The organism is Collinsella aerofaciens, from assembly GCF_005844325.1.
Taxonomy (GTDB): Bacteria; Actinomycetota; Coriobacteriia; order Coriobacteriales; family Coriobacteriaceae; genus Collinsella; species Collinsella aerofaciens_G.
Genome location: NZ_SPFY01000014.1, coordinates 1 through 21,072, shown reverse-complemented (window position 1 = coordinate 21,072; position 21,072 = coordinate 1). Strand labels below are relative to the sequence as shown.

General features: G+C 59.9%; 18 protein-coding genes. 11 read left to right on the top strand and 7 right to left on the bottom strand.

What is annotated here, in order from left to right:
• Window positions 1-140 precede the first annotated feature (140 nt).
• The 5 genes from FGQ61_RS05780 to FGQ61_RS05760 all read left to right on the top strand — a co-directional run bounded on the left by FGQ61_RS05780 (window position 141) and on the right by FGQ61_RS05760 (window position 4,462).
• Entirely contained in the window at window positions 141-1,136 is a 996-nt protein-coding gene (locus FGQ61_RS05780; RefSeq protein WP_138374873.1) for a glutamate ABC transporter substrate-binding protein, read from the top strand.
• Between the two features lie 138 nt (window positions 1,137-1,274).
• Window positions 1,275-1,934, top strand: a complete 660-nt coding sequence (locus FGQ61_RS05775; protein ID WP_138374872.1) for an amino acid ABC transporter permease — start codon at window positions 1,275-1,277, stop codon at window positions 1,932-1,934.
• On the top strand, window positions 1,931-2,764 hold the full coding sequence (locus tag FGQ61_RS05770) for an amino acid ABC transporter permease (protein WP_138374871.1): 834 nt from the start codon (window positions 1,931-1,933) through the stop codon (window positions 2,762-2,764). The genes FGQ61_RS05775 and FGQ61_RS05770 overlap by 4 nt, the downstream gene beginning before the upstream one ends.
• A 36-nt stretch (window positions 2,765-2,800) precedes the next feature.
• Complete coding sequence (locus tag FGQ61_RS05765; RefSeq protein WP_117770081.1) at window positions 2,801-3,565, top strand: amino acid ABC transporter ATP-binding protein; 765 nt, start codon at window positions 2,801-2,803, stop codon at window positions 3,563-3,565.
• Between the two features lie 87 nt (window positions 3,566-3,652).
• Window positions 3,653-4,462, top strand: a complete 810-nt coding sequence (locus FGQ61_RS05760) for a gamma-glutamyl-gamma-aminobutyrate hydrolase family protein (RefSeq protein WP_138374870.1) — start codon at window positions 3,653-3,655, stop codon at window positions 4,460-4,462.
• 105 nt (window positions 4,463-4,567) lie between these two features.
• Here FGQ61_RS05760 and FGQ61_RS05755 read toward each other — a convergent pair whose 3' ends face one another.
• The 3 genes from FGQ61_RS05755 to FGQ61_RS05745 form a co-directional block, all read right to left on the bottom strand.
• Window positions 4,568-4,924, bottom strand: coding sequence for an Hpt domain-containing protein (locus FGQ61_RS05755; RefSeq protein WP_138374869.1), 357 nt, complete (start codon window positions 4,922-4,924; stop codon window positions 4,568-4,570).
• Between the two features lie 23 nt (window positions 4,925-4,947).
• Window positions 4,948-6,828, bottom strand: a complete 1,881-nt coding sequence (locus FGQ61_RS05750) for a diguanylate cyclase (protein ID WP_138374868.1) — start codon at window positions 6,826-6,828, stop codon at window positions 4,948-4,950.
• A 211-nt stretch (window positions 6,829-7,039) separates the two neighbouring features.
• The gene (locus FGQ61_RS05745) at window positions 7,040-7,837 is read right to left on the bottom strand and encodes an alpha/beta fold hydrolase (RefSeq protein WP_138374867.1); all 798 of its coding nucleotides are present in this window, start codon (window positions 7,835-7,837) and stop codon (window positions 7,040-7,042) included.
• Window positions 7,838-8,062: 225 nt separating this feature from the next.
• On the opposite strand from FGQ61_RS05745, the gene FGQ61_RS05740 reads away from it, so the two are divergent.
• The 3 genes from FGQ61_RS05740 to FGQ61_RS05730 all read left to right on the top strand — a co-directional run bounded on the left by FGQ61_RS05740 (window position 8,063) and on the right by FGQ61_RS05730 (window position 10,847).
• The gene (locus tag FGQ61_RS05740; protein ID WP_138374866.1) at window positions 8,063-8,839 is read left to right on the top strand and encodes a radical SAM protein; all 777 of its coding nucleotides are present in this window, start codon (window positions 8,063-8,065) and stop codon (window positions 8,837-8,839) included.
• A gap of 55 nt (window positions 8,840-8,894) precedes the next feature.
• Window positions 8,895-9,782: a type I methionyl aminopeptidase gene (map, locus tag FGQ61_RS05735; RefSeq protein ID WP_138374865.1), complete on the top strand. Its 888-nt coding sequence runs from the start codon at window positions 8,895-8,897 to the stop codon at window positions 9,780-9,782.
• Window positions 9,783-9,911: 129 nt separating this feature from the next.
• Entirely contained in the window at window positions 9,912-10,847 is a 936-nt protein-coding gene (locus FGQ61_RS05730) for a D-2-hydroxyacid dehydrogenase (RefSeq protein WP_138374864.1), read from the top strand.
• A 252-nt stretch (window positions 10,848-11,099) separates the two neighbouring features.
• Here the strand turns inward: FGQ61_RS05730 and FGQ61_RS05725 are convergent, their stop codons facing one another.
• Window positions 11,100-12,485: a M18 family aminopeptidase gene (locus FGQ61_RS05725; RefSeq protein WP_171021521.1), complete on the bottom strand. Its 1,386-nt coding sequence runs from the start codon at window positions 12,483-12,485 to the stop codon at window positions 11,100-11,102.
• 161 nt (window positions 12,486-12,646) lie between these two features.
• Here FGQ61_RS05725 and FGQ61_RS05720 point away from each other — a divergent pair, with 161 nt between their 5' ends.
• Together FGQ61_RS05720 and FGQ61_RS05715 are read left to right on the top strand one after the other, a co-directional pair.
• Window positions 12,647-13,732: a carcinine hydrolase/isopenicillin-N N-acyltransferase family protein gene (locus FGQ61_RS05720; protein ID WP_138113243.1), complete on the top strand. Its 1,086-nt coding sequence runs from the start codon at window positions 12,647-12,649 to the stop codon at window positions 13,730-13,732.
• A 140-nt stretch (window positions 13,733-13,872) separates the two neighbouring features.
• The gene (locus FGQ61_RS05715; protein WP_138113245.1) at window positions 13,873-14,952 is read left to right on the top strand and encodes a 6-phosphofructokinase; all 1,080 of its coding nucleotides are present in this window, start codon (window positions 13,873-13,875) and stop codon (window positions 14,950-14,952) included.
• Between the two features lie 540 nt (window positions 14,953-15,492).
• Here the strand turns inward: FGQ61_RS05715 and FGQ61_RS05710 are convergent.
• Together FGQ61_RS05710 and FGQ61_RS05705 are read right to left on the bottom strand one after the other, a co-directional pair.
• Window positions 15,493-18,258: an FtsX-like permease family protein gene (locus FGQ61_RS05710; protein WP_229025920.1), complete on the bottom strand. Its 2,766-nt coding sequence runs from the start codon at window positions 18,256-18,258 to the stop codon at window positions 15,493-15,495.
• A 5-nt stretch (window positions 18,259-18,263) separates the two neighbouring features.
• A complete protein-coding gene (locus tag FGQ61_RS05705; protein ID WP_118206577.1) occupies window positions 18,264-18,965 on the bottom strand; it encodes an ABC transporter ATP-binding protein in 702 nt (233 codons plus the stop codon).
• 271 nt (window positions 18,966-19,236) lie between these two features.
• Between FGQ61_RS05705 and FGQ61_RS05700 the strand changes: the two genes are divergently transcribed.
• Window positions 19,237-19,875 carry a GyrI-like domain-containing protein gene (locus FGQ61_RS05700; protein ID WP_055286852.1) on the top strand — a complete coding sequence of 213 codons (639 nt, stop codon included), beginning with the start codon at window positions 19,237-19,239 and terminating at the stop codon, window positions 19,873-19,875.
• Between the two features lie 311 nt (window positions 19,876-20,186).
• Here FGQ61_RS05700 and FGQ61_RS05695 read toward each other — a convergent pair whose 3' ends face one another.
• Entirely contained in the window at window positions 20,187-20,765 is a 579-nt protein-coding gene (locus FGQ61_RS05695) for a methylated-DNA--[protein]-cysteine S-methyltransferase (protein WP_249360949.1), read from the bottom strand.
• Window positions 20,766-21,072: the final 307 nt, after the last annotated feature.

Here is a 21,072-nt window from a genome sequence, read left to right as displayed (position 1 = left end):
AGGTGCCTGTCCCTTTTTGGTAGGTAAAATTACCCATAAGGTAAGTATGTTTCTGAGTTATTTCGTGTTGACCCGTCTGAGCGCTATAGGGTATAACTCTACTCAACCGCTAGGGATTTTATTGAGAAAGGTGTTCTACCATGAGCAAGAACCTCTCCCAGCAGGTCGTTCTCGACCGCCGCGGCTTCGTTGCCGCCACCTTCGCAACCGTCGCCGGCCTTGGTCTTGCCGGCTGCTCCGACACCAGCGCCGAGGCCGACAAGGGTTCCGCCGCCGGCTCCTCCAAGAGCTCCGAGGATACCGAAGTTTCCGCCACGCTCGACGCTAAGGCATTCGACAAGCTCGTCGACAACGGCCCCAAGGCCGATGACGACGTCATCGCCGCCAGCACCTGGGCCACGGCCGTCAAGGACGCCGGCGTCTTTAAGATCGGTGGCGTTCAGACCTCTACGCTTTTCTCCCTCCTCAACGAGAAAGACGGTCAGACCCGCGGCTTCGATGCCGGTATCGCGCAGCTCCTGTCCAACTACATTCTGGGCGAGAACAATGTCGAGATCACCCAGGTGACCTCGGACACGCGCGAGTCCGTCCTGCAGAACGGCCAGGTCGACGCCGTCTTTGCCACCTACACCATCACTGACGAGCGCAAGAAACTCGTCTCCTTTGCCGGCCCCTACTACTACACCCAGCAGGCCATCCTGGTACTCGCCGATAACGACGACATCAAGGGCGTCGACGACCTGGCCGATAAGAACGTCGCCGTCCAGTCCGGCTCCAACGGCCCCGCCATCCTGGAGGAGTTCGCTCCCAAGGCCAGCCAGCAGGAGTTCAAGACCGACGAGGAGGCCCGCCAGGCACTCCAGCAGGGCCGCGTTGACGCCTACGTCATCGACAACAACATGCAGCAGAGCGCCCTGGTCCGCGAGCCCGGTAAGTGCAAGATCGCCGGCAAGCCCTTCGGCAACAAGGAGCCCTATGGCATCGGCCTGCCGCTCGATTCCGACGGCGTCGCCTTTGTCAACGACTTCCTTAAGAAGATTGAGGACGATGGCACCTGGACCGAGCTGTGGCAGATCTGCATTGGCGACCGTACGGGCGACACCAATGTTCCCGAGCTGCCCGAGGTCGGCGCCTAGACAGCGAGCCTAGTAACGGCCGTTGCGAAACCATACGGAAACGCACGATGCGCTTTATTGCGCTAAACTGTTTCCTCACTGAGTTGTCGGGGCTTCCGTACACACGGGAGCCCCTTTCCTTATCGGCAGGAGGTCCGCATGAGTCTCTCCGAACTCTGGTCGCTCTATGGCCAGAACTATATCGACGCGCTGTTAGCAACCTGGGGCATGACGCTTGAGTCGTTTGTCATCGCCATGGTGCTGGCCGTCGCCGTCACCGTGATGCGCGTGTCGCCGCTCAAGCCGCTGCGCGTCTTTGGCGACCTGTATGTTCAGGTCTTCCGTAACATCCCCGGCATCGCACTGCTCATCATCGTCGTCTATGCGCTGCCGCCGCTCAAGGTCGTCCTACCCTACCGCACCTGCGTTATCGTCGCCACGGTCCTTTTGGGCTCGGCCTTTGGTTCCGAGAACTTTATGAGCGGCATCAACACCGTCGGCGTCGGCCAGGTGGAAGCCGCCCGCTCGCTCGGCATGAGCTTTAACCGTATCCTCGCTAAAATCGTGATTCCGCAGGCACTGCGCTCAAGCGTATTGCCCATGACGAACCTCTTTATCGCCGTCATGCTCACTACCGCCTTGGGCAGCCAGGTGCCGCTTAAGCCGCAAGAGCTCACCGGCGTGGTGAGCTATATCAACACGCGCTCACTTGGCGGCGTCGCCGCGTTCTTTATCTCGGCGCTCGGCTATCTGGGCACGGCCTTTGTGGTGAGCCACATTGGCAACTACATCGATAAGAAGGTGAGGATTCTCCGATGAGCAAGCATTCCTCCCCTACGCTCACCATGCGCGATGCGCTCTACGAGGCTCCCGGCCCCAAGATGCGCGCTAAGATTCGCATCGGCACCGCCATCTCGCTTGTTGCCGTCGCCGCACTCGCCGTCCTGGTGCTGCAGCGCTTTTATGTGACCGGTCAGCTTTCGGTCCACTATTGGTATTTCTTTACGCACCTCACCACCTGGAAGTTCTTACTTGCCGGCTTTGAGGGCACCGTTAAAGTCGCACTCACCGCCGGCGCCATCGCACTCGTGCTGGGTCTAGGCCTTATGCTCGGCCGCACCAGCGACATTAAGCCGCTGCAGCTGGTCTGCCGTGTGCTCACCGATTTCTTCCGCGGCGTGCCGAGCCTGCTGTTCATTTACTTCTTCTTTTTGGTGCTGCCTCAGTACAAGATTGCGCTGCCGTCGTTTTGGATGCTCACGCTTCCCGTCGCGCTCGCTGCAGCTGGCGTACTCGCCGAGATCTTCCGCGCCGGCGTCAACGCCGTGCCGCGCGGCCAGGTTGAGGCCGCCCAGGCACTCGGTCTCTCCAAGGCCAAAATCACCTTTAAAATCGTGTTGCCGCAGGCTATTCGGTTTATCATTCCGTCGTTGATTTCGCAGCTTGTGGTCGTAGTCAAAGACACCACCGTCGCCTATGTGGTGAGCTACCCCGACCTCATGCAAAATGCCCGCGTGCTCATTACCAACTACGACGCCCTCGTGTCGGTCTACCTGGTTATCGCGGTCATCTATATCCTCATCAACGTCGCGATCAACAAGGCCGCTGTCTACGTTTCGCACAAGACCGGCGCGACCATCATCCGCTAACGCTTTACCATTTCGAGTCATAAGGAGCCGAGCACCATGGCACAGAGCACCTCTTCCACCGGCAATCAGCCGCTGATCGAGCTCAGACACGTCGATAAGCACTACGGCGATCTACACGTCCTCAACGACATCAATCTGTCGGTCGACCGCGGCGAAGTCGTCGTGGTGATTGGCCCCTCGGGCTCGGGCAAGTCGACCATGTGCCGAACCATCAACCGCTTGGAGACCATCGACTCGGGCGAGATCCTCATCGAGGGCGAGCCCCTGCCGCAAGAAGGCAAGGATCTTGCCCGCATGCGCGCCGAGCTGGGCATGGTGTTTCAGCAGTTCAACCTGTTCGCACATATGACGGTGCTGCAGAACGTCATGCTGGGGCCGGTCGACGTACTGGGCGTCTCCAAGGAGGAGGCTCGTGGGCGTGCCATGGACCTGCTGAGCCGCGTGGGCGTGGCCGAGCAGGCCGACAAGGTACCCGCACAGCTTTCGGGCGGCCAGCAGCAGCGCGTGGCCATCGCCCGTTCACTCGCCATGCAGCCCAAGGCCATGCTTTTTGACGAGCCCACAAGCGCCCTCGATCCCGAAATGATCAACGAGGTGCTCGAGGTCATGGTCCGTCTGGCCCAGCAGGGCATGACGATGATCGTCATCACGCACGAGATGAACTTTGCCCGCCGCGTTGCCGATCGCGTCGTGTTTATGGCCGACGGCCAGATCGTGGAAACCGGCACGCCCGACGAGTTCTTCGACCACCCCCAGACCAAGCGCGCCCAGGACTTCCTCAACTCCATCAAGGGCCACTAACCAGCCACCCCGTGGGACAAATCCATTGAAAGTGTTGTCCCACGTCTCTCATGCGCCCTGTCACCTTCAGATTCGAAAGCCGCACCCATGATCGGAACCCGTACTTCCTCGTCCTACACCCAGCACGTCGACGTTGCCCCCGCTGACCGTCCACTCATCCTGGTAGCGCCGCGTTGGGAAGAAGCGAAGCCGTTTTTGAGCGAGACGCTCTCCCCCAACGAGGAGATTGCGAGCGTCTTTGTCGATGCCATCCTTGCCGCCGGCGGCCTGCCGCTGCAGATGTCCATCACCGAGGACATTGAGGTCATCCGTCATTACGTCGATATCGCCGACGGCATCGCCATTCCCGGCGGCCCCGATGTCAATCCCAAACGTTGGGGCGATGATCGACCCTACGACCCCACCCTCTGCTGCGAGATCCGCGATAGCTTTGAGTTTAAGCTGGTCGGCGAGGTGCTCCGCGCCAAAAAGCCGCTCTTTACCACCTGCCGCGGCACGCAGTTGCTCAATGTCGCCACCGGCGGCACCCTGTGCATGGACGTGCCAAGCCTGGGTGCGCGCGAGGGCCGCACGCAGTGGCGCCACACCCACGTGCTCAACGACCCCGTGCATCCCGTCGAGGTCGTGCCGGGCTCGTTGCTGGAGCGCGCGCTTGGCGGGCACAGGCTTATCCAGACCAACTCCGCACACCACTGCTGCGTCGATCGTCTGGGTAAAAGCACGCGCTTGGTCGCCAAGGCAACCGATGGCGTGCCCGAGTGCATCGAAGTCGAAGGCCAACCCTTCTGCCTGGGCGTGCAATGGCATCCCGAGTACACCTGGCAGACGCTCGAGACCGACTTTAACCTCTGGAAGTCGTTTGTCGAGGCGGCAGCCAAGGTCAAGCAGGCCCGCTAGCACGCGAACCACAAAACAGATAAGGGCGCCCCGCCGGCCACATGGTCCGGCGGGGCGCCCTTTCACCTATATGTGGCCGGCAAGCAGCCCAAGGCTCGCAAGCTCTTATTCAGCCGCCTCGCGCAGAGCCGACATCGTTGCCGCATATTGTTGCTGCAGCGCATGCATTCCCTCGCGAGCGCCGTCAACGGCATCGGCGCCGCGCAGTGCCTCGGTCACCACAACCGCCGGCTCGTACAGATTATCGAATCCCAGATTCTGGCTCACGCCCTTGAGCGTGTGCGCTGCCATAAACGCACCTTTGGCGTCTCCCGCCGCCATGGCGGCCTCCAGCTTGTCCATGCTCTCGTCATCCAAAAACTTGAGGGCAAAGCGGGCAAGCATTTCCCCGCCCATCAGCCGAGCGCACGCGTCATCATAATTGGCGCCGATCTTCTCATACGCCTCACGCATGGAAATCATGGATTAAAACTCCTTTGGTCAAACTAGATCGTGGGAAACGCGACGACGTCGGCGGGGCGTGCCAACGTCTCGGCAATACGGTCTTGCACCTCGAGCAGGCAGTCGAGCAACAGCGGGTTAAAGGTGCCGCACTTACCGTTCAGGATCATCTGGATCGCCTCCTTGTGCGGGATAGCGTCCTTGTACACGCGCACGCTCGTCAGAGCATCGTACACGTCGGCCACCGAAACCACCTGTGCGGCAATGGGAATATCGTCGCCCTTAAGGCCATCGGGATAACCCTTGCCGTCCCAGCGCTCGTGGTGCCAACGCGCAATCTGGTACGCATATTCCATAAGCGCATTGCCGACGTGATGTCGGCCCAGCTCAAGCAACATGTCGGCGCCAATCGTAGTATGCGTCTTCATAATCTCGAACTCCTCGGACGTAAGACGTCCGGGTTTGTTGAGAATCGCATCGTCAATCGCCATCTTGCCGATATCGTGCAGCGCCGAAGCCAGGGCAATCGTGGAGCGTTCCTCGTTGTCGAGGGAAATGGTGTCGCTACGCTGGACCAGACAGCCAAGCAGCAGCTCGGTCAGCTTTTCGATATTCGTAACGTGCCTGCCGCTCTCGCCATTGCGAAGTTCCATGACACCGGCCATGATGTCGATGAGCATGCGACTGTTCTTGACGCGCTCGTTGTACTGCTGGGACAGCAGGCTCGTCAGGCGGCGCTGTTTGGCGTACAGACGGATAGTGTTGCTTACACGACGGCGCACGACACGGGCGTCAAACGGGCGGCTGATATAGTCCGAGGCGCCCAGCTCGTACGCACGCAGAACCACATCGTCGGATTCTTCGCTCGAAATCATGATGACAGGCAGATTGTCAACAACCGATCGGCGCGACAGATCGGCCAGCACCTCAAAGCCGCTCACGCCCGGCATGACAATGTCCAGCAGCACGAGCGACAACTCATCGCCATAGCGGTCGACCATATCGAGCGCCGTACGACCGTTTTCGGCCTCGAGGATGCAATACTCGTCCTTGAGCATCTCGTTGAGAATGGCTCGGTTCATCTCGGAGTCATCGACGATAAGCACCAAAGGCTTTTCGCTTTGGAAGGCCTCGATGAAATCGCCATCGGTCACGACCGTACCGGCTTTTGCCTTAGCACGGCTCAGTAACTGGACAGCGCGGCCAACGCCCTCATCAACCGTCTCGCCATGAATGCGAACGCCACCAACACATGCCGTCAAGCTCACGTGCTCATGGCCCGGAACAATCGTGGCATGAACGGCATCGGACACCTGATGCAGGCGACGGGTGAAGTCATCGGAGGGAATATTGGGCATGACGACCACAAACTTGTCGCAGCCATAGCGTACAAGCTCGTCAGTCGAACGAATTCCGCTGCGTATGGCTGTCGCCACAGCACCGAGCGCAAGGTCGCCGGCATGACGGCCACACGTATCGTTGAAGACCCTAAAATCATCAAGGTCGATCACCGCAACGCCGGCATTCATGCGGGCGCTACGGAGCTTTTCCTCGTAATATCGGCGATTGCGCACACTCGTCAGCACGTCGGTGTAGACGAGGTCCTCTTCTGCAGCCTCTTGCTCATCGATCGGACGCACCATCAGCAGGACGTGAGGCTCGCCCTCGACCTTCAGAGGGCGCAGGCGAGCGCGGTACTCGGTACCATCATTGAGCAGCTGCTCCGATACATCATCGGAACCTGCCAAGGCCTCAAGACTCGACTGACGCAGACAAGGGCAGCGATCGCCGGCGAGCAAGCAGTTAGGCTCGCTCTTAATCTGATCGGCCGACAACAAACGCACCACGGGGTAGGTCTTCGCGACGCGGGCGACCTCGGCGGCAGCCTCCTCGTCGGTTAGATTGACCTCGTGATTATTGAGCATATGGGGCCCTTCCTATCGTTACGCACGGCAACGGTGCATATCAATTGGTACAAGGGTAGCATCTAACAGCTGAAGGCAAACGCGCGATTATCGTTACATTTTTATGACCTGGCAAACGGCGGTAATGGAGCCGCGGGCGCGCGGTTATGGGCGCATTCGTTAACAATGACGAAACGCTAACAGCCCCTCTCCCCGCAGGTCATCGAGCGTGCTAACGCTCCAAGACATCGCGAACGGCGTTTGCCGCCGTAACGGGGCGATCGCGCAGACCGTTATGCGCGCCCGGGATCGTCACAAGGGGGCAATCGAGATATTCGGCAGCCGCTCGCGTGCCAGCCTCGCGGGGTGTACCGACCGAAAGCTCGCCCAAAAACACAGCCGACACCGCCTTTGATTCTCGGGCGCGCTCCCAGTCGGGAGCATATGTCATATTTGTTCCGTATTCATTGGCCATAAAGCAACGACCATTGCGCAGGGCATGCTTGGCTTCCGCTTCGGTCGTCCCAGGAGCCTCGGGGTCCAAGTCGCCGAGAGCTCCCAAGAAAAGCCGAAGCGCCCTTGAAACCTTTCCAGCCGCAATCATATCGAGCAAAATCGGAGCCGCGCCCATGCCGACGCCTTCGGCCGACACAGCCGGCTCATGCAGAATCGCACGGGCGACGAGATGGGGTTCGATGCGAAGAAGCTCCAGCGCCACCAACGTACCGGCGCTGTGCGCAAGCACATTTGTCGGAGCGCCAACGTGTTCGATCACGGCCTGCAGGTCGGCGGCCTGAGCGGCAAGATCATAGCTGCCGTCTGCCGCTTCGCTGCTGCCGCCACAGCCGCGGCGGTCGTAGGCAATTACGCGGTAGTTGTGACTGAGCTCACATGCAATGCCGTCGAAAAATGTGCCGTCGACACAAGCGCCGTGCACGCACACCAAGGCAGGAGTATCAGGCGACACATCCGGGCCGGCATATTCGCGACAGGCAATCGTGGTGCCCGCATTCTCGACCGTAAAATCCATGTTGTGCCCCCATCATCAACGCCCATCCAGTTGCGCGTCAGTACGGCTGGATAGACCCGCATTTCTTTACGCCTTGTTAACAGATTAACTTTACCCGACCCGAGGCTTTTCATGACACGGCATAATGAGCGACGTGAAAAAACGAAACTTGTAAAGCAAGAGCCCGCACCCTGCTTTGGAGCCGATGCTATGCTTAGGCACAATTGTCTTGAGGAGCATATGCCTATGTCTACGTTTTTGAATGCCAGCCCCATCTTTGGGCCCGTTCGCAGCCGTCGCCTTGGTCTCTCGCTCGGCGTCAACATGATGCCGGCCAGCGGCAAAATCTGCACGTTCGACTGCATTTACTGCGAAAACGGCCTCAACGCCGAGCGCCCCTGTCACGAGCCGTACAACACAGCTGCCGTGGTACTCGACGCGCTCGAGGCAAAGCTGCGCGATATGGCAGCCGAGGGCGAGCTCCCCGATGTGATCACCTTCGCAGGCAACGGCGAGCCCACCGTCGCACCGGAGTTTCCGCAGGCCATCGCCGGTGCCGTCGCGCTTCGCGACCAGCTGGCCCCAAACTCCAAGATTGCCGTGCTCTCCAACGGCACGCGCGCCGACCGCCCCGAGGTACACAATGCGCTCATGATGGTCGACGACAACATCCTCAAGCTCGATACGGTCGACCCGGCGTTTATCCAGCTGCTCGACCAGCCTGTTGGCCCCTACGACGTCGAGCACCAGATCGAGACGTTCGCAAGCTTTGACGGTCACGTTATTATCCAGACGATGTTTTTGAGCGGTGAGTACCGGGGCAAGTCTCTCGATAACACCGGCGAGGAGTACGTTGCCCCCTGGCTCGCGGCACTTGAGCGCATTCGCCCACAAGAAGCGACCATCTACACGGTGGCTCGCGAGACGCCGGTCGCCGGCCTTGCCAAAGCAGCGCCCGAGGCCCTCGACGCCATCGCCGCGCGCGTGCGCGCCCTCGGCATTCCCTGCCAGGTGAGCTACTAGCGCGCAGCTGCCCTGTGAGTGGGCTATACTAGCTGCGAATGAAAGGAAGTTAGCCATGTTTGACAATGGACCCGTGCCCGGCCGCAACGACGCTTGCTGGTGCGGCAGCGGCAAAAAATATAAGAAATGCCATAGCGCCTTTGATGAGCGCCTTGAGCGCCTGTGGGAAGAGGGCTGGGAGGTTTTGCCCCGCACGCTCTACAAGGCGCCCGCCGATATCGAGGGCATCAAGCGCTCGGCCGCCATCAACGTGGGCGTGCTCGATTACGCAGGCGAACACATCGCCGCGGGCATGACCACCAACCAGATCGACCAGATGATCTACGACTACACCGTCGAGCACGGCGGCACGCCGGCCGACCTCAACTATGAGGGCTACCCCAAGAGCGTTTGCACCTCGATCAACGACGTGGTCTGTCACGGCATCCCCTGCGATACGGACGTGCTGCACGAGGGCGACATCATCAACGTCGACTGCTCCACGATTCTTGACGGCTACTTTAGTGATTCGAGCCGCATGTTCTGCATCGGCGAGGTCTCTGCCGAGCGCCAGCGCCTGGTCGACGTCACCCGCGCCAGCGTGGAGGCGGGTCTGGCTGCCGTCAAGCCGTGGCTGCCGCTGTCCGTGATGGCCGAGGCCGTGCAAAAGACGGTCGAGGACGCCGGCTTTAGTGTGGTACGCGAGTACGGCGGACACGGCATCGGTAAGGAGTTCCACGAGGACCCGTTTGTGGGCTTTACCACCGAGGCACCCGATGTGGACACCATCATGGCTCCGGGCATGGTCTTTACCATCGAGCCCATGGTCAACGCCGGAGCGCCCGACATCAAGATCAGCAAGGGTGACGGCTGGTGCGTGCGCACCAAGGACGGCAGCGATTCGGCCCAGTGCGAGGTACAGCTCGTGGTGACCGAGGACGGCTACGAGCTGCTGAGCTGGTAGCCGTGGATGCGCCGGATGCTGACGGGCACGCTCGTCTTGCATCCGGCGTTTTATTTAAACGTTTTGCCTGATAAAACCTGCCAAAATAAACCTGTCCCTTTTTGGCAGGTCGAGCGGAGAGGACTGCTTGTGAACATCCTGGTTTTGCTGCCCGTCAATGACCGCCATCGCGCAATTCTTGAGTCGAGCGCTCCGGGCGAGGACTTTATCTACACGAGCTCCGACGCCGCCACGCGCGAGCAGATCGCCGATGCCGACGTGATCTTGGGCAACATCGACCCTGGCATGCTCACGGCATGCGAGCATCTCCAGCTGTTACAATTGCAGACCGCCGGCTATGACGACTACTTGGCCGCCGGCACCGTGCCAGCCGACGCTAAGCTTTCCTGCTCGGTGGGCGCCTACGGCCAGGCCGTAAGCGAGCATATGTTTGCCATGGTCCTTTCTATGATGAAGCGCCTGCCCGGCTATCACGACTTGCAGCGCGAGCATCGCTGGGAGGATTTGGGGCCGGTCACCTCGCTCAAGAACGCCAATGTGCTGGTGCTAGGCGCGGGCGATATCGGCGGCCACTTCGCCACACTCTGCCGCAACATGGGCGCGCACGTCCGCGGCATCAAGCGCCATCCACTCGTCTACCCCATTGTGTTTGAGGACATGGACGGCATGGACGCCCTCCCCGAGCGCCTGGCCGAGGCTGACATCGTCACGTCCTTTATGCCCAGCACGCCCGAGACGCGCGGTCTGGCGAACGCCGAGTTCTTCGCCGCGATGAAACCGGGCGCCTTCTTTGCCAACGGCGGCCGCGGCGATCTTGTGGTTGCCGACGATTTGGTTGCCGCTCTGGAGTCGGGACATCTCGCCGGCGCCGCGGTCGACGTCACCGACCCCGAACCGCTGCCTGAGACAAGCCCACTGTGGAATGCGCCCAACATGCTCATCACGCCACACGTCTCCGGCTGGTTCCACCTGGCAGCCACGCTCAACAATGTGGTCGACATCGCCGCGGAGAACCTGCGTCACCTGCAAGCCGGCGAAACTTTACGTTGTTGGATCGAACATTAGGGTTCCGCCGTTCTAACGAACGGCGGACCGGTCGACGCTGCGCGCCGCCCAGAGCGACAATTTGTCATTCAAAAGGCAAGGCATGACCAGAAGGTCTATGCCTTGCCTTTTTCATGCCAACTTGTTCGCTCTGGACATCGCTCGCTGACGCTTGCTCAACCTGCGGTGTCATAACAATTCTGTCCAGCTGTTGGCTTTGCGGCATTTGCCCAGATAAAACCTGCATAATAAACCTGTCCCTTTTAGCAGGTTTTAGAGCTCCACGCTTTCGGCACCGTTGATGGTTAGGTTTCGCTCGTAGAAGGCTGTGAGGGCGCGGATGGCGTACATGACGTCGCGCACGCCGCCGGTCTCGTAGCTCGAGTGCATGGCCAGCTGCGGCAGGCCCACGTCCACGGCATGCATGCTCGCCTGCATATTGGACAGATTGCCGAGCGTGGATCCGCCGGCCATATCGCTCTTGTTGGCGAAGGCCTGCGTGGGCACGTCGGCGTCATCGCAAATAGCTTGGAACACCGCGCGGCTAAAGGCATCGGTACAATAGTGCTGGTTGGCTGCCTCCTTGATGACGATACCGCCGTTGAGCACCACCTGGCTGCGGGCGTCGCACTTCTCGGCGTGGTTGGGGTGCACGGCATGCGCGTTGTCGCAGCTCACGAGCATCGATGCGGCAAGGGCGCGATGATACGACTCGTCGTCAAAGCCCAGCGATCCGTTAATGCGGCGCAGCGCGTCGGCCAAGAACGTCGACATGGCGCCCTGCTTGGTCTCGGAGCCAACCTCCTCATTATCAAAGCAGCAAAAGACCGAAACGTCGTGCGCGTTCTCGGCACCCAAAAATGCCTGCAGCGAGGTATAGGCGCAGGCCAGGTCGTCGAGCTTGGGCGTCGAGATAAACTCGTCGGCCCAGCCCCAAATGCGCGCATCCTGGCGGTTGACCAGGAACAAATCGCGGCCCAGAATTTGCTCGGGCTCAACGTCCAGCTCTTCGGCAATCAGGGCATCAAAATCTCCCTGCTTGAGTTCGCCGGCGCTGATAAGCGGGCACAGGTCGACGGCTCGGTTGGGAGCAAAGCCCTCGTTAACGCCGCGGTTCATGTGGATGGCAAGGCTCGGGATAATAGCGACCTCGCGCTCGGTGGCAAGCAGGCGGCTCTCAATACGGTCGCCCTCGCGTACCAGCACGCGGCCCGCGAGTGCCAGCGGACGGTCGAACCAGGTGTAGTCGATCATGCCGCCGTAGGCCTCGGTGTTCAGGCGCAGCGTCTCGCCCGCGCCGTCGAGCTCGGGCACGGCCTTAACCTTAAACGTCGGCGAGTCGCTGTGCGACGCCGTCAGCTGAAAATGGTAGTCGCCGGCAACGCCGTCCTCGCCCCACGTAGCAGCCAGGTCCTCGCCCACCTTAAAGGCGATAACGCTCGAGGTGTTGCGCTGCGTGTAATAACGCCCGCCCGGCTCGATGTCCCACGCCGCGTTCTCGGACAGGTAGGTAAAGCCCGCCTCGTCGAGCTCGGCCATAATGGTCGCCGCCGTATGGAACATGCTGGGGCATGCCTCGATAAAGTCGATAAGGTCGTTGGCGGCCTCGATATCATCGGCCGTCACATGCGCGCGCTCGGGCGTTTCCTGATCCGTCATGCTCTCCCCTTTCGCTGGGTTGATGGTCCCTTCCAGCATACCCCGCCGCGCCAGCGCTGCACTCTTCATTCCGTGTTTAATCCCGCACCGTTCACCAAGTTGAGCCATCATGCCCGTGCACCTTTTGCGACAATTACGCTAACAGGACGAGAGGAGCCGCCATGAAGCCACGTAACATTGCCATCGCCTGCGGTGTCGCGGGAGTCGCCGTCGGCCTTGCCGCTGCCACCGGTATCGTTTATCACAAGCAAATCAAGTCCGCCGCGTCGCTCAAACGCTTGACCGGCTACGCGGATGGCTATGACCTGTACGCAATCGACATCGCCTACGACTACGATCTTGATCGCATCATCGCCGCTGGCGTGCGCGACGACCAGGCCTACATCGATGCCGTGGTGGCGCAGGTGCTGCCCGGTGTGCCGGTACATGTCCAGGCGCCCCAGTTTGCCTGCAGCGCTTTTGTCGCCGTAGATGCCGAAGGCCGCGTGCGCACCGGTCGCAATTACGACTTTAAGGACGACACCTCAGCGCTGCTGGTGCGCAATCACCCACGCGGCGGCTATGCCTCCATCGGGTTTGCCGCCCTTAACAACCTGGGCGATAACACTCCGCTTGACTCCGTCGCCGGACGGGCCGCCGCACTCATGGGCCCATTTGCCCAGCTCGACGGTGTTAACGAATGCGGCGTGTCCATTGCCGTACTCACCCTGGATTCCCAGCCCTGTGACCAGGACACGCAACGCCCCGTCATCAATACCTCGCTCGCCATCCGCCTGGTGCTCGACCGTGCCGCCACCACGCAAGAAGCTGTCGATCTGCTTTCCGCCTACGACATGCACGCCATGGCAGGACGCGATTACCACTTCTTTATCAACGACGCCGCCGGTGACGCGCGCGTAGTAGAGTGGGATCCGCGCGATCCGGACCGCGCTTTCAAAGCGACTCCTGTACGCCAGGTTACGAACTTCTACGCCTGCTATGGCGACGAAGTGCTGCCCAACCAAAAGAATGGCGAGCTGGGCCATGGTAAAGAGCGCGCCGTCGCAATCGCCGATGTCCTTGACGCCCATGTCGGTGCCCAGGACGAGACAGTCGTTTGGAAGGCCCTGCGCGCTGCGGCGCAAGAGCCCAATCCGGAAGACATCACCAGCAACACGCAGTGGTCGGTCGTCTTTGACAATACCGAGCCCGCTGCCGCCATCACGCTGCGCCGTCACTGGGGCAACGTCGATGCCTTCGCACTGTAAGGAGCCAGGCCCGTCGACCTTACGCTCGCCTGACGTTGCTTACATTTCCATACGCTTGAGCTAACACGTTTTACCCCCGCATCAACAGTGTGCGGGGGTAAACTTATGCGCATGTTATAACTTGCCCGGAAGGATTCACCATGCTTAGGATCGGTCTTCTTACTAGTGGCGGCGACTGCCAGGCGCTCAACGCCACCATGCGCGGCATTGTCAAAACGCTTATGACCAATAGCAAAGAGCCTATCGAGATTTATGGCTTTGAGGACGGATATCAGGGCCTTATCTACAGCAGGTTCCGTGTCATGACACCCGCCGATTTTAGCGGCATCCTCACCCGCGGCGGCACTATTCTGGGCACGAGCCGCACGCCGTTTAAGCGCCTGAACATTCCCGAGGCCGACGGCGTCGAGAAGGTGCCCGCGATGGTCCACACCTATCACAAGTTGCAGCTCGACTGCCTGTTTATGCTGGGCGGCAACGGCTCCACCAAGACCGCCAACCGCCTGCGCGAAGAGGGCCTCAACGTTATCGCCCTGCCCAAGACCATCGATAACGACACCTGGGGCACCGAGATGACGTTTGGCTTTACGAGCGCCATCGACGTCGCCACCAAGTGCATCGACGACATCCACACTACCGCCTCGAGCCACGGCCGCGTGTTCGTCATCGAGATCATGGGCCATAAGGTCGGCTGGATCCCGCTGTATGCCGGCGTCGCGGGCGGTGCGGATGTCATCTTGATTCCCGAGATCCCCTACGACATGGACCAGGTCATCAAGACCATCGAGCATCGCATGGAGACCGGCAGCCGCTTTACCATCGTGGCCGTCGCCGAGGGCGCTATCTCCAAGGAGGACGCGGCGCTGTCCAAGAAGGAGTACAAGAAGAAACTCGCCGAGCGCACGAGCCCGTCAATCGTGTACGACATCGCCAAGGAGATCGAGGCCAAGACCGGTCGCGAGACCCGCGTCGCCATCCCCGGTCACACGCAGCGCGGCGGTCAGCCCGACGCCCAGGACCGCATCTTTGCGACCCAGTGCGGCGTCGAGGCGGCTCTCGGCTGCCTACGCGGCGAGTTTGGCTACATGATTGCCCTGCGCGACGGCAAGATGTGCCACATGCCGCTCGAGGATGTCGCCGGCAAGCTCAAGTTTGTCGACCCCCAGAGCGACCTGGTACGCGAGGCCAAGGCGCTGGGCATCAGCTTCGGCGACGAATAGTCTCGGCTGGAACCGCCCCATCGGAGGCCCCAGGGCTTACCTCCCAAATCGTCCTCGGACATGTCAGGACCCCGCCGTGCGCTTCGCGCGGCGGGGTCCTTCCGTCCTGCGGAAAGATTTGGGAGGTAAGCCCTGGGGCCTCCTGCGGTAACTAGGGAGGCCGAGGCTATTCGTCTTCTTGCTACGGGTGCCTGGGGTAGGATGCGGCGTGCATTTTTGGGAGTATTCAGCAGCCGAGGGTGCCTGCATACTGGATTTTGGGCGAAAGGCAGGCACCATGGGCCGCATCCTGTAAAAAACGAGCGGCTCTAGAGGCGTTGGGACTCAGAATCGGGGCTTTCAGCGCAGTTTTGCACCCCCCGCCCCCGCGCCCGCGGACCCCGGGACGCTGAATACTCCGAAATTTGCACGGCGCCCCCGGGGGTACCTGTGGGCAAAAAGCAACCGCCCTGTCAAAGTATGCATTTGGCGGGGCAGTTTATGCAAAAATGCTGCTGCGGGCGCGTCGGCAGCTCGCTAGAACTTGAATCCCAGGACAGGTTACTCGGCGCTCTTGAGGGCGCCGACCATGTCGATCTTGTTGAGCGTTCGGTTGGTGGCGAGGTTGACGATAATCGTAAAGCCGAAGGACAGCACCACGGCAAGCACATAGCTCAGCGGCTCGACCTCAACGTCAAAGTACAGCGACGGCATCTGCAGGATGTACGTAAAGCTCTCGGCAAGCAGGCCACCCAGCGGCACGCCCAGTGCGGTGCCAATCGCCGTGAGGATCAACGTCTCCTTGTTGACGTAGTGGTGCACCTCGCCACGGCGGAAGCCCAGCACCTTGATGGTCGCCAGCTCGCGCTCGCGCTCGGAGATATTCGTGTTGGACAGCGTAAACACCACCACAAACGACAGGCACGCCGCCATAAAGGTCACGAGCACCACGACGGAATTGATGATAGTAAAGTTCGCCTCATAGTTTTCCCAATGTTCGGCCGTGCTCGAGATGGTGAGCCAACCGTCGCTTTTAAGCTTCTTGCTAAACGCAATCTGGTCAGAAGATGAACCCTTAAGCAGCACAAAGATGCCGTTAAGACGCGCGCTTCGGCCGAACGCGCGCTCATAGGTGCCCTGCGTCATGTAAAGCGTGTTGCCCAGATAGTTGAGCGAAATGTCGCTGACTTTGACCTTGGCTACGTTGAGCGACGAATCCTGGACGTGCGCCGTATCGCCCGGTTGAATCCCCAGCACCAGCTGTGAACTCTTGCTCAGGTACACATCTCCGTCACGCAAGGATAGCGGCTCTTTGGACTCGTCCTCGAGGCACACGTAGTCGTCCAGATCGTTCATGCGGTCATCGGGCACCACGATCAGCTGCACGGTCTCGCTCTTGCCGCCAAACGTAAAGGTAACGTTGTCAGTCATGATCGGCAGCGTCGAAGTTACGGTCACGTTGGAATCATTGGCCGCGCTGCGCTCATCCAACGCCGCGCACGTCTGCGTAAAGTCATCGGGGTTGGCGACCGCCAGCAAGTCATAGCGCGTGATATGCCCATACTGCTTGGGCGAAAGCGCGACCGACGTGTCGCGAATACCCATACCGCAGATCACAAGCGCGGTGCAACCCGCGATGCCAAAGATGGTCATAAAGGCGCGCTTTTTATAGCGGAAAAGGTTGCGTGCAGCGACCTTGTTCAAAAAGCCCATGCGGCGCCAGATAAAGCCGATGCGCTCGAGCAAGATGCGCGAGCCAGCGCGCGGGGCCTTGGGACGCATAAGCGAGGCCGGGGTCTCGGCCATCTCGTGGCGGCAGGCGATAATCGTGGCGCCCACCACGCCCACGGCAAACAGCGCCACCGACACGAGCGACGACACGATGTCGTACGAAAGCAGCATCTGGGGCAGTGAGTACATGTCGTCGAACACCGTAAACAGGAACAGCGGCAGGCCCACAAATCCGATGATGTTGCCGAGCACGCCGCCGATCAGACAAGCCCACAGCGCATAGTCCACGTATTTGGACAGAATACGCCCGCGCGAATAGCCGAGCGCTTTGTACAGGCCAATAAGCGTGCGCTCCTCCTCGACCATACGCGTGGCGGTGGTGAGGCTGATGAGCACGGCGACGATAAAGAAGATGAACGGAAACACCGTGGCGATGGCCTCAATTGACGAGCTATCGCTCTCCACGCTCGAGTAGCTTGCGATATTGCCGCGGTCCTGGATGTACCAGGTGCATTCGCCCAGGTCAGAGAGCTCGGCGCGGGCATCGGCAAACTGCTGGTCGGCGGCGGCACGGCGCTGGTCCAGGTCGGCTTGCGCCTGCGCACGCTCGTCGCTGCCCTCTGCCATGCGGTTGATGTTGCCCTGTTCAATCCCAAAGAGCATATTCGTCTGGCGCTCAGCCGCATCTAAGCTTGCCGGCGTGTCGACTGTCAGCTCCTGAGCGCGCGCCTTCTCACGCTCCTCGCGGATCTTCTCGATATTGCCCTTGGCCTTGTTGATCTTTGCCGCGTAGGCATCCGAATAGGAGTTGAGGCTCTTGGCTCCCTCGACGATCACGTGGACCGCAGAGTAGGAAGAAGATGTCGCGGCGTCCTCGCTCACATAGAACTTGTAGTCCGCGGCCGAAGCAGCGCGAAAGGCGTTGACTGTCGAGTCGGAGCTCACATCAGTGGGATCGAGAACCTCGGCCGTGATGGTGTACTCGCCTGCGGCAAACTGATCCTTGGCGCTTTGGTTCGACGAGCTCGCATCGTTGGCAGCAAAGCTCACCGTATCGCCGAGCTTTTTACCCGAAGCCTTCAGGAACTTCGAAGTCACCGCGACCTCATCGGCGCTCTCGGGCAAATCGCCGTTCACGAGCACTGGCTGATCGATGTTCTCCTTGGAGAGGCTCTGTACGACGACACGCTCGCGCGTTGTACCCACGGCGGTGTAGGCGGTCTCGGTGTAGATGCCCTCGGCCGTCTCGACACCATCGACCTCTTGGATGGCGGCGAGATCATCGTCGGTCAGGCCATAGGTCGACTGCACGTTAATGTCATAGACATTTTGCTGGTCGAAGTAGGCGTCAACCGAATCGCACAGGTCCTCGCAACCCGCCTTAAGGCCGCACATCACGCTCACGCCAAGCGCGGTGATGACCACGATTGACAAGAAGCGCTTAAGACTGCCTCGGATTGTGCGGTAGATGCCACGGCGAAAAACCGTCGGCACCATATCGTTTGAGCTTTGGGCAGTGCGGTAGGTCGTAAAATCCTGCTCGCGCTCCGTGTTCTGTGCGTCGCGGCGTAGGCTGTTTTGGCGGTCCTGGTCCATGGGCGCTACCACTCGATCGTCTCGATAGGCACGGGATTTTGCTGGACCGTCTCGCTCTCCACGCGACCACTCTTAAAGCGAATCAGGCGATCGGCCATGGGCGCGAGCGCGGAATTGTGCGTGATGATGATGACCGTAATGCCCTGCTTGCGGCAGGTATCCTGCAGCAGCTGCAAGATCTGCTTACCGGTTTTATAGTCGAGCGCGCCCGTGGGCTCGTCGCACAGAAGCAGCTTGGGGTTCTTTGCCAGTGCGCGGGCGATGGACACGCGCTGCTGCTCGCCGCCCGAAAGTTGCGCGGGAAAGTTGCCCAGGCGCTCGCCCAGGCCAACCTGACGAAGCGTTTGCTCGGCATCGAGCGAATCGGGGCAGATTTGCGCCGCAAGCTCAACATTTTCGAGCGCCGTCAGGTTGGGGACCAGATTGTAGAACTGGAAGACAAAGCCAACGTCGGCGCGGCGGTATTCCACGAGCTGCGCCTCGTTAGCGGAGCTCACATCGCGCCCGTCCACCGTCACGGTACCGGAAGTCGCCGTATCCATGCCGCCCAGAATGTTGAGCGCCGTGGTCTTGCCGGCACCCGAAGCACCCAAAATGATGGCGAGCTCGCCGCGCTCGACCGTAAAACTCGCGCCGTCGAGTGCGTGAATGCGGGCGTCGCCCTCGCCGTATGCCTTGATGACGTCTTTGAATTCGATATAAGCCATCGATCGGTTCCCATCTGGTCGGATAACTCTTTAGTATTACCCATTTCGCACCGACCAAAAAGGGACAGGTTCATTTTGGCAGGTTTTATATGGAGAAACGGCAGCTATAGATGAGGCGCCGGGGAGGCAGAGAAATCATCGATTGGGTCAGGCCGACCGCCAAACACAACGCACGCATCTCTATCTGTCAGCAAAATCATTCGAACAGCTGTTCGTTTCTATGATATGATTCCGTTATCTAAGCAGGCCAATACGCAGAAAGGCGGCCAACATGGCGTTCGACTTTAAGAAGGAATGCAAGGAGCTCTACAAACCTGCAAGCAAGCCGAGCATCGTAACTGTCCCGCCTATGAGCTACGTTGCCGTTCGCGGAAAGGGCGACCCAAATACCGAAGGTGGCGAGTATCAAAACGCCCTGCCGCTGCTTTACGGCATCGCCTATACCGTCAAGATGTCGAAGAAAGGCTCAAGGAGTATCGAGGGCTATTTCGACTTTGTGGTACCGCCGCTCGAGGGCTTCTGGTGGCAAGACTCCCCGAGCGGCGACATCGATTATGTACGCAAGGACGATTTCAACTTTATCTCGTGCATCCGCCTGCCCGATTTCGTCACTCAGGATGACTTTGACTGGGCGGTCGCGGAAGCCACGGCCAAAAAGAAACTGGACTTTTCTGCCGTCGAGCTGCTTAAAGTTGACGAGGGTCTCTGCGTTCAATGCATGCATACCGGACCCTACGACAGCGAGCCGGCAACCGTAGACGCCATGCATGAATATGCGACCGAGCAGGGCTATGTCCCCGACTTCTCAGACACCCGTTTACATCACGAAATCTATCTTTCCGATCCACGCAAGTGTGCGCCGGAGAAACTTAAGACTGTGGTTCGTCATCCTATCAAGCGCGCTGAATAGCGTGGAGCGTCATTTCACGCGCTGGGTTTTAAGCCAGCCAACCAGCCGCCTCCTAGGCTGTCAAGCAATTATCTTGACGCGGCCCGTCGCATCTTATAAGTTTGTTTTGCTAAAGCTGGAAAGCCTCTCAACGATGCGCAACTCCAGCTCTTTTTCTATCAAGAGGCTTAATGAAATACCAGAAGTCGCGGATATCCATCAACGAACAAATAGCACTATTGACAGAAAACAAGGGTCTTAAGTGCTCTGATCAAAGCGAACTCGAGCGAGCTTTGGTCGAAGTCGGCTACTACAGGCAAAGCACTCGAACGCTACTCCTCGTACGCGCCCTCAAGCCGGAGCAGCCACTCCTTACGGTCGAGGCCGCCGGCATATCCGTTGAGCGACCCGTCGGCGGCAACCACGCGATGGCACGGCACAATAATCGAAACAGGGTTACGCGCGACCGCAGCCCCCACGGCACGGGGGGACACAACGGGCGCCTCGTTTCCCGGTACACGATGTCGAGCCGCAACACGCTGGGCGATCTCGCCATACGTGGCAACCTCGCCGCGCGGAATGGAAAGCAGCTCGTACCAAACTTCACGCTGAAACGCCGTACCGATCATATGCAACGGCGGCGTAAACCGAGGTTCCTGCCCTGCAAAATAAGCATTCAGCCAAGCCCAGGAACGCTCAAGCACCGAAGACGCCGCACCATTTGCAGGACTCACCGACGACATGCCGCCAGCACCAGAAACTGCATCGGCGCCTTCAACATGTTCAGGATCTTCTTTGAGAAGCGTGGAGCCAAAATGCTCCTGTCCCTCAAACCAAAGCCCCGTCAGACCGCGGCCATCAGCGGCAAGCAAGATTTCGCCCAAAGGCGAAGCAAACGTCGTCGTGACCACCAGCGGCTCCTTTCAAAACTCCGCAACATAATACCGCGAATTGTGCAGACAACCCCAATCGACCCCAAAGTCCCCGCAGGCAGCAGGCGCAAAGCGCCGAGGCCACCGCCGGGACCAGGGCCCGCAGCGGCCACGTGCCCTCACATCAGCCCAGCGGCCCCAACCAACAACGGCCCCATCGCAGATCGCTTGCAGCAGCGTCACCGCAGGCGGGGGCCGGGCTTAGTTTTCAGAACACTCCGCACTGATATTTTCTGTATTGAAGACGTCGATGATGCACCCGTATACCATTGACGTCGACACCATC